At 31.1% G+C, this 6,044-nt stretch carries 6 protein-coding genes and 1 tRNA gene; 6 read left to right on the forward strand and 1 reads right to left on the reverse strand.

All coding sequences use genetic code 11. The annotated features are described in order from the left end of the window. Positions 1-48: 48 nt before the first annotated feature. Complete coding sequence (locus K6343_02785) at positions 49-381, reverse strand: hypothetical protein (protein MEF3244897.1); 333 nt, start codon at positions 379-381, stop codon at positions 49-51. A 57-nt stretch (positions 382-438) separates the two neighbouring features. On the opposite strand from K6343_02785, the gene K6343_02790 reads away from it, so the two are divergent. From K6343_02790 to K6343_02815, 6 genes are all read left to right on the forward strand, one after another. Further along, a tRNA-Ser gene (locus tag K6343_02790) sits at positions 439-528 on the forward strand. Positions 529-536: 8 nt separating this feature from the next. Next, positions 537-1,655, forward strand: a complete 1,119-nt coding sequence (locus K6343_02795; protein ID MEF3244898.1) for an NAD(P)/FAD-dependent oxidoreductase — start codon at positions 537-539, stop codon at positions 1,653-1,655. Positions 1,656-1,663: 8 nt separating this feature from the next. Further along, positions 1,664-2,209 (forward strand): hypothetical protein, encoded by a 546-nt coding sequence (locus K6343_02800; GenBank protein MEF3244899.1) that lies wholly within the window; start codon positions 1,664-1,666, stop codon positions 2,207-2,209. Further along, positions 2,196-3,905: an ABC transporter ATP-binding protein/permease gene (locus K6343_02805; protein ID MEF3244900.1), complete on the forward strand. Its 1,710-nt coding sequence runs from the start codon at positions 2,196-2,198 to the stop codon at positions 3,903-3,905. The genes K6343_02800 and K6343_02805 overlap by 14 nt, the downstream gene beginning before the upstream one ends. Next, positions 3,902-5,620 (forward strand): ABC transporter ATP-binding protein/permease, encoded by a 1,719-nt coding sequence (locus tag K6343_02810; protein MEF3244901.1) that lies wholly within the window; start codon positions 3,902-3,904, stop codon positions 5,618-5,620. The genes K6343_02805 and K6343_02810 overlap by 4 nt, the downstream gene beginning before the upstream one ends. 172 nt (positions 5,621-5,792) lie before the next feature. Then, on the forward strand, positions 5,793-6,044 hold a 252-nt coding region (locus K6343_02815), incomplete at its 3' end, for a hypothetical protein (GenBank protein MEF3244902.1).

The following is a 6,044-nucleotide window of genomic DNA, read 5'->3' on the forward strand; positions in this document are numbered from 1 at the left end:
CATTTTTGCCTGTAAATAAATTATAAGTTTTTTTAAAAAATAAGTTTCCTATACATTATTATAGAATAATGCTCCTAAAAAAGTGTTATGGTTTTTGTAAGAAAGTATCGGCATTAAAGTTGGTAACGCAAATTCTAAAAATTTAAAAGAGAAATATTTAAGATAGTTGAGATTTCTCTTTTTCAACCCATGCAGTAGTATAACAGGTTTGTCTATAATGTTAGATTTTGGTAGATATAAATACACATAGTTTATATCGTTTTTAGGAAAGTTTGTCTTTACTAAATTATTTGAAACAATTTTCTCTACTTTAAATCTATCGTTTTTACAAAAGAGTGTTCTTTCAAATTTAACACCAACTTTGGGTATATCGTAAATCATTTTTCACTATTATACCAAAAGTTTGGCATAATAGATAAGTTTTATATAATAACTTCTGGAGAGGTGGCTGAGCGGTTGAAAGCGCCTGACTCGAAATCAGGTAGAAGGTAGCCCTTCTCGTGGGTTCAAATCCCACCCTCTCCGCCAGAAAGCCTATGGAAAAACATGATGTAATAATAATTGGTGGTGGCCCAAGTGGCGCAACTCTTGCACATTTCCTGAAAGAGAAAGGTATTTATTCAGTTGTTATTGAAAAAGGCAACCATTTCAGGGACAAAGTTTGTGCTGGCGGCTTGCCATTGGGTATTTTTGACATTTTACCTCAGAGTGTAAGTAGAGATTTTGAATATGTCCCTTATAAAACTTTCAGGGTCTCCTACAGAGGTATAATCGAGGAAAGTGTAACTTTTGATAAACCTTTTTCTTTTGGTGTGATGAGAAGTAGCTTTGATGAACATTTACGGAATAACATTGACGTAAGATATAACGAAGAATTTATATCTTTTGAGGAAAAGGCAAATGAAGTTATAGTAAAAACAAATAAAAATGTTTATTCGGGTGCTTTCCTAGTTGGTGCAGATGGTATTGGAAGTAAAGTTGCACTATTTGCTAATTTGAATAAGAAAACAAAAATAGTTATAGCAGAAGAAAAAGAACTAAGAAAAGAGAACAACTCTGATGATGCTCTTAACGTCTACCTTGGGTACAATTTTCTCGGCTACGGATGGAAGTTTACTAAAAAAGATTTTATTTCAGTAGGTGCTGGCGCTATGAAAAAGTTTTACAAAAAAGGTATTTCGAACTTAATAGATCCAACTTACGCAGATATTAAGATTTATCCAATTTCCTTATGGGATGGTGATTATAATATAGCAAAAGGAAGGGTTGCTCTTGTAGGTGAAGCATCTTCAATTGTAGACCCGCTTAATGCTGCTGGTATTTACCATTCTATCTTTTCTGCTAAACTTCTTTCGGAGGTTATATTATATAACTTAAAAAAGGGCAGTAAAGATTTTAGCCAATACTTACATTTACTTGACTCTACAATCTTTGAAGAATTTCGATATGGTATTGCCTTATCCAACGCCTTTTATCCTTTTTTACCGATGATTAAGAAGGTAATTCTTAACGAACATATTCTTGAGTTTATAATTCGGGCACAAGAGAAGAGTGGCTATTTGTCGTATAAAGAAGTATTTAAAAGATTTGAAAAGTCTAAAAGAATAGAAATAAAACTTATATATGCAATATTAAAGATTTTAAAGTTTATGTGAGGTAAGACATGAAGAATAGAACCGAAAATGTGTTTTTTGTATTTTTCTTATTAATTGCAATTTTTTCAAGATTTTTACCTTTAAAATTACCAAATGTTGAATTTTTTTCAAGTTTGATAGCTTTTACCATTCTTTTGCAAGATAAAAAGAAATTTCTCTATGCTATTCCTCTTTTGGTTATTTTTTCAGATGTTTTACTTTCATTTAAAGTTCCTTTTATGATAAAGTGGGAAATTATTGTTTTTGTATCTTGGTTTGTAGTAATTTTAGTTCAGTATGCAGTTTCAGGTAAAAAAATTTTAAACATAATTTCAATGGAGCTATTAGGCACTTTGGCGTTTTTCTTAGTTTCAAATTCCCTTGTATTTTTTATGTTTGATTTTTATCCGAAAAGTTTTTTAGGTTTTTTTGCATGTCTTTTAGCTGGACTTCCGTTTTTACGTAATCAAATTATTTATAACTTCTTCTTTTCTTTCTTAGTTTATGGAACAATACGATTACTTGAGCATGGAAAAGTCCCAGCTGAAAATAAATTAAAAAATGAAAATCCTTAAAGAATATTTTAGAGAAGAATTTTTTAGGTATATTATTATTACTTTTTTGCTTACTGTGGTTGATTTTGGACAGGTGTTTATTCCTCGATATACCCGTTCAGCAATCGACAGTATCTCGCAAAAAAATATATCAAGTTTGACAAAGTATTCTATTTACATTATTCTTATTGCTTTTGGAATAGTCTTCTTGAGATTCTTATACCAAGCGCTCCTTAGATACGCTGTTTTAAGATTTGACAATCAAATTAAAAACCGCATTTTTGAGAATTATGTCTTTTTTTCAAAAAAAGATTTAGAAAGATTTGAAATTGGGGACCTCATGTCGAGAGTGACAAATGATACTACGGCTTTAAGAATGTTTTTGATAATGGGGTTTCTTGCAATTGTTGATATCTTTATTTTAGGTGTTACTACTTTTATATTTATGGCTGAGATGAATTTAAGACTTACTATTGCTGTTGCGTTTCCGTTGCTTTTACTTTTTCCAATTGCTCTTAATCTTGGTTCAAAAATACATAGTATTTACAGAAAAATAAATACAATCTTTGCCGATATGAGTGTTAGAGTAAGAGAATTGGTCGAAGGAATTAGAGTAATCAAAGCCTTCGTTAAGGAGAATTATTTCAAAAGTTTATTTGCTAATATTAACGAAGAATACATTAAAGAAAATATCCGGCTTGTTAAAATTGATGGCTTCTTTGATCCTCTGGTTAATTTTCTTATTAACTGTTCAATTATAATCTTAATTTTTTATGGAGGATCACTCTACATTCAGGGTAGGGTTGATATTGGCACAATTGCGGCATTCTTTCAGTATATTGAAACTCTCAGTTGGCCAATGATGGCTGTTGGCTTTTCTATTGCACTTTTTAGGAGAGCAACTGCATCCCTTTCAAGAATTGAGGAAGTTTTGAGTATAAAAAATGAGTTTTCTGGTTCGATAAAAAACGATATTAATCGTATAAAGATATCCAATTTGAATTATTCTTATGATAGTAATGTCTCAGTTCTTAAGAATATAAATATCGAGTTTGAAAAAGGTCACATATATGGAATAACTGGTAATCCTGGATCGGGAAAATCAACACTTCTTCAGGCTATACTGAAGATAATAGATGTTCCCTCTAACACCATATATTTTGATAACACTGATATCAATGAGGTTTCCTTTAAAACTATTAAAAATTTATTTGCTTACATCCCGCAAGAAATATTTCTGTTTTCTGATACAATAGAAAATAATATAAGAGTAGGAAAGTATGATGCGACATTTGACGAAGTAGTCGAGGCTGCAAAAGTTGCCTCTCTTTACGATAGTATTATGTCTTTTAAAGATAATTTTAAAACTGTTGTGGGGGAGCAAGGTATTACCCTATCAGGTGGTGAAAAGCAAAGAGTTGCTATTGCAAGAGCCATACTTTCTAAAAAGCCCTTCCTTATAATTGATGATGCCTTCTCAAGTGTTGATTTTACAACAGAGTCCAACATTATAAAGAATTTAGATGAATATGCTAAAAAGTATGGTTTAACTGTAATTCTTGTTTCTTCAAGACTGAGTGCATTGATGATATCGAAAAAGATTTTTGTTATTTTTGATGGAGAAGTTATCGAGGAAGGAACATTTAAAGAGCTTTTAGATAAACAAGGCTACCTTTACCATATCTATCAAAGACAGCTTTTAGAGGAAACTGTATGATAAACACTGCTTATAAAAGGTTTGTCCCATACTTTTTAAAATATAAAATAATGCTTATAATCACATTTCTCTCTACCATCATTGCTTCAATTACTTCCGCTATTATTCCTTTGTATTTGAAATCAATTGTTGACACACTCATATCTAAAAAAGATTTTAGTCACATAAAGTTATCTTTTATAATTTTTGTTAGTTTAGTTTTTGCAAATATCGTTTTTAAACTCCTTCAAATTTATATCGGCAATCTCACAGGTCAAAAAATCATGAGGGATATAAGACTTGATATGTTTGGTAGGGTATCACGGTTTCGTTTGCAATCATTTACAAAAGAGCCCACAGGAAAAATCATTACAAGAATTACCAACGATATTGAGAATATGAATGAGTTATTAAATGCAGGTATTGTTTCATTACTTGCAGATTTACTTTTTGTATTGCTTGCTATTATTTTTATTTTTTATATTAACTTTAAACTTGCTTTAATTATTCTTTCTCCTTTGCCGATCGCCTTATTTTTGTCTTTATACTTGGGTAATATTATCGAAAAAATATATGAAAGAGTTCGTGATTCTGTAACCAAAATGAATATACATATGCAAGAGATTCTCACAGGTTTAAATGTAGTTCAACTGTTTAATTTAGAACAATCAATGATTGACAAGTTTAGAATATTCTCAAAAGACTTCAGAAATAATTTTTATAAATCGCAGGTAATAAATGTTTTCTTACGTCAGGTTATTAACATATCCTCTTATATCTCTATATTCCTTTTAATTTTTATTGGTGGAAAATTTACCATAAATGGAACTTCGACTATCGGGACTATAATCGCATTTTCAACTTATTTGTCTTACTTATATGGGCCTTTAGGAGACCTTTCGGATAAGTTTTCTATTTTGCAGAACGCGATAGCTTCTATGGTAAAAATAGACGGTTTTCTTAATGACAACCCTGAAGAAGATTTTTATGATGAAGGGATAAAATTCGATGTTAAGGGCAGTGTAGCATTAGAAGATGTTTATTTTTCATACGATGAAGGGAATGAGGTATTAAAGGGGATAAACATGTTAGTTAACCAAGGAGAAAAAATTGCACTTGTTGGTTTTACTGGTGCAGGTAAAACAACCATTGCAAACTTGATTTTTAATTTTTACGAGCCTACCAAAGGCGAAATTAACATTGATGGTATTAGCCTTAAAAATGTTTGCAAAACCAATTATAGAAAATACTTGGGTATGGTTCTACAGAACGTATTCATTTTTAAAGGAAACATAATCGAAAATATCACCTTGGGTGATGATTATTCAATTGAAGAAGTGGAAAGAGTTTGTAAAATACTTGGTATTTTTGATTACATAAAAAAGCTTCCTTTGGGGTTTTATTATGAACTTTCCACAGAAGGCAAAAATATTTCAATGGGAGAAAGGCAACTTATTTCTTTTGCTAGGGCTTTAATACATAACCCAAGGATCCTTATTCTTGATGAGGCAACTTCGAGCGTTGATACGCGTACTGAGGAACTTTTGGAAAAAGGCACAAAAATTCTCATCGAAGATAGGACCTCAATAGTTATTGCTCATAGACTTTCAACTATTAGAAATGTTGATAAAATCTACGTTATAAATAAAGGACGCATAGTGGAGTTTGGCAGTCATGAGGAGTTAATGGAAAAGAAAGGTCTTTATTATGAGTTTTATAAGTCCCAATACAGATAAAAAATGGGAAGGCTTTGGGGTGTGCCTTCCCTGGCATGAATAAGAAAGGAGGTAGGTATCAGTTATTCGGTGGCGAATATCTGTACTTACTTAGAGCGAAGTATAACAAAAAAGTTGTAGTCTGTCAATAGTGAAAGTGAAATATTAAGAAAATTTAATAAGGAGGTATGAAATGGGCAAAAAGAATGTATTGATATTTGTTTTGTTTGGTGTTATTACTCTTCTTATTGGTTTTAACTGGTTTATGTGGGGTCCCATTCTTAAGGAATTTGTTGAGGAAGGTATGGGCGTTAAACCAGTAATAGCAGAATTTTTGATAACTTCTGTTCCACTTCTATTGGTTTTGTTTTCGTACTTTGCAGGAAGTTTTGCAGATGTTAGTCCTAAAAAATCTACCATGATTGCCTCAATTTTATTAGGTGTT

The organism is Caldisericaceae bacterium, from assembly GCA_036574215.1.
In the GTDB taxonomy this organism is placed as follows: domain Bacteria; phylum Caldisericota; class Caldisericia; order Caldisericales; family Caldisericaceae; genus Caldisericum.